Raw genomic sequence first — 1,127 nt, 5'->3', positions numbered from 1 at the left:
GGGGCCACGTACATGTTGTCCGAACCCATGCGGACGTCGTTGCCGATCGTGGTGTGGTGCTTGGCCACGCCGTCGTAGTTCACGAAGACCGAGGCCGCGCCGATGTTGGAGTTCTCCCCGATCGTGGCGTCCCCCACGTAGGACAGGTGCGGGACCTTGGAGCCGCGTCCGATCGTGGCCTTCTTGGTCTCCACGAACGTGCCGATCTTGCCGTCCTCGCCCAGGACCGTGCCGGGGCGCAGGTACGCGAAGGGGCCCACCGTGGCGCCCGCGCGCAGCTCGGAATCGCTGCCGTGGGTGCGCGTGACGTGCGCTCCGCGGCCCACGATCACGTCGGTCAGGGTGGTGTCGGGGCCCACGATGGCGTCCTCCGCGACCCGCGTACGCCCGTGCAGTTGGGTCCCGGGTAGCACGGTGCTGTCCGCCTCGAGCTCCACGGTGTCGTCGATCCACGTGGTCGCGGGGTCCACGATGGACACCCCGTTGCGCATGTGCATTTCCAGGGTTCGCTGGTTGAGGTAGTGCCCCAGTGCCGCGAGCTGGACGCGGTCGTTGGCGCCCTCGAGCTCCATGTAATCCGTCATCTTGAGTGCGTCCACGCGGTGGCCGGCCTCGCGCGCGAGACGCGGGACGTCCGTGAGGTACTTCTCCGCCTGGGCGTTGTCGGTGTCCACGCGGGAGAGCGCATCCCGCAGCACCGCGGCGTCGAACGCGAAGATCCCGGAGTTGACCTCGCTCACGGCACGCTCGGCGTCCGTGGCGTCCTTGAACTCCTTGATCTCGGCGAACTCGCCGCGCTCGTCCCGCAGGATCCGGCCGTACTTGCCGGGCTCGGGGTGATCGGCGGTCAGCACCGTCACGGCGTTGCCGTGGGAGTCGTGGTGCGCCACGAACTCGCGCAGCGTGTCCACCATGAGCAGGGGGACGTCCCCGTAGGTCACCAGCACAGTGCCGCTCACGGGGGTCTCGGCGTCGAGGACCTCGAGGCCCGCGTCCACGGCGGAACCGGTACCGGGGACGTCCGACTGGTCCGCGGTCAGGACCTCGGGATCCACGGCCGCGATGTGCTCGGCCACGAGATCGCGCTGGTGACGGATCACGGCCACGATGCGCTGCGGCGCGAGCTC

1 protein-coding gene is annotated in these 1,127 nt (G+C 69.6%); it reads right to left on the bottom strand.

What is annotated here, in order from left to right:
* On the bottom strand, positions 1 to 1,127 hold a 1,127-nt coding region (glmU, locus tag RF645_RS12925; RefSeq protein WP_368819239.1), incomplete at both ends, for a bifunctional UDP-N-acetylglucosamine diphosphorylase/glucosamine-1-phosphate N-acetyltransferase GlmU.

It is taken from the genome of Kocuria sp. CPCC 205260, from assembly GCF_040981045.1.
GTDB classification, from domain to species: domain Bacteria; phylum Actinomycetota; class Actinomycetes; order Actinomycetales; family Micrococcaceae; genus Kocuria; species Kocuria palustris.
This window is presented reverse-complemented; position numbering and strand designations above follow the sequence as displayed.